Source organism: Sphaerospermopsis reniformis, assembly GCF_005402885.1.
Classification (GTDB): Bacteria; Cyanobacteriota; Cyanobacteriia; order Cyanobacteriales; family Nostocaceae; genus Sphaerospermopsis; species Sphaerospermopsis kisseleviana.
Map to the genome: position 1 here is coordinate 1 of NZ_BJCE01000583.1, position 395 is coordinate 395.

Annotated in this window: 1 protein-coding gene; it reads left to right on the forward strand. The window is 39.2% G+C overall.

What is annotated here, in order from left to right; all coding sequences use genetic code 11:
• Positions 1 to 54: 54 nt before the first annotated feature.
• Positions 55 to 395: superoxide dismutase (locus FFR48_RS28520; RefSeq protein ID WP_371851498.1), on the forward strand; the 341-nt coding region annotated here is incomplete at its 3' end.

Below are 395 nucleotides of genomic sequence, written 5' to 3' on the forward strand. Positions count from 1 at the left end.
TTTTGCAGTTATGATCTAAAACAGTGTGCAAATCTACCAACTGCAAAAAGACTTATGAGTTTAAATCGTCGTCATTTCTTGGTTTTACTGGGTGCTAGTGCGGGTGCTTTTCTTCTCGATAGTTGCGCTGCTGCGGAAACTTCTCCCCCCAGAATATCAACTATTGAACTACCTCCTTTACCCTACGCTTATGATGCCCTAGAACCACATATTGATGCAAGAACAATGCAGTTTCATCACGATAAACATCATGCAGCTTATGTGAATAACTTAAATAAAGCTTTGGACAAATACCCAGAACTGAAAAACAAAACTGTTGAACAACTACTGCAAAATCTGGATAATGTCCCCGCAGATATTAGAACTACAGTCAGAAATAATGGTGGTGGTCATGT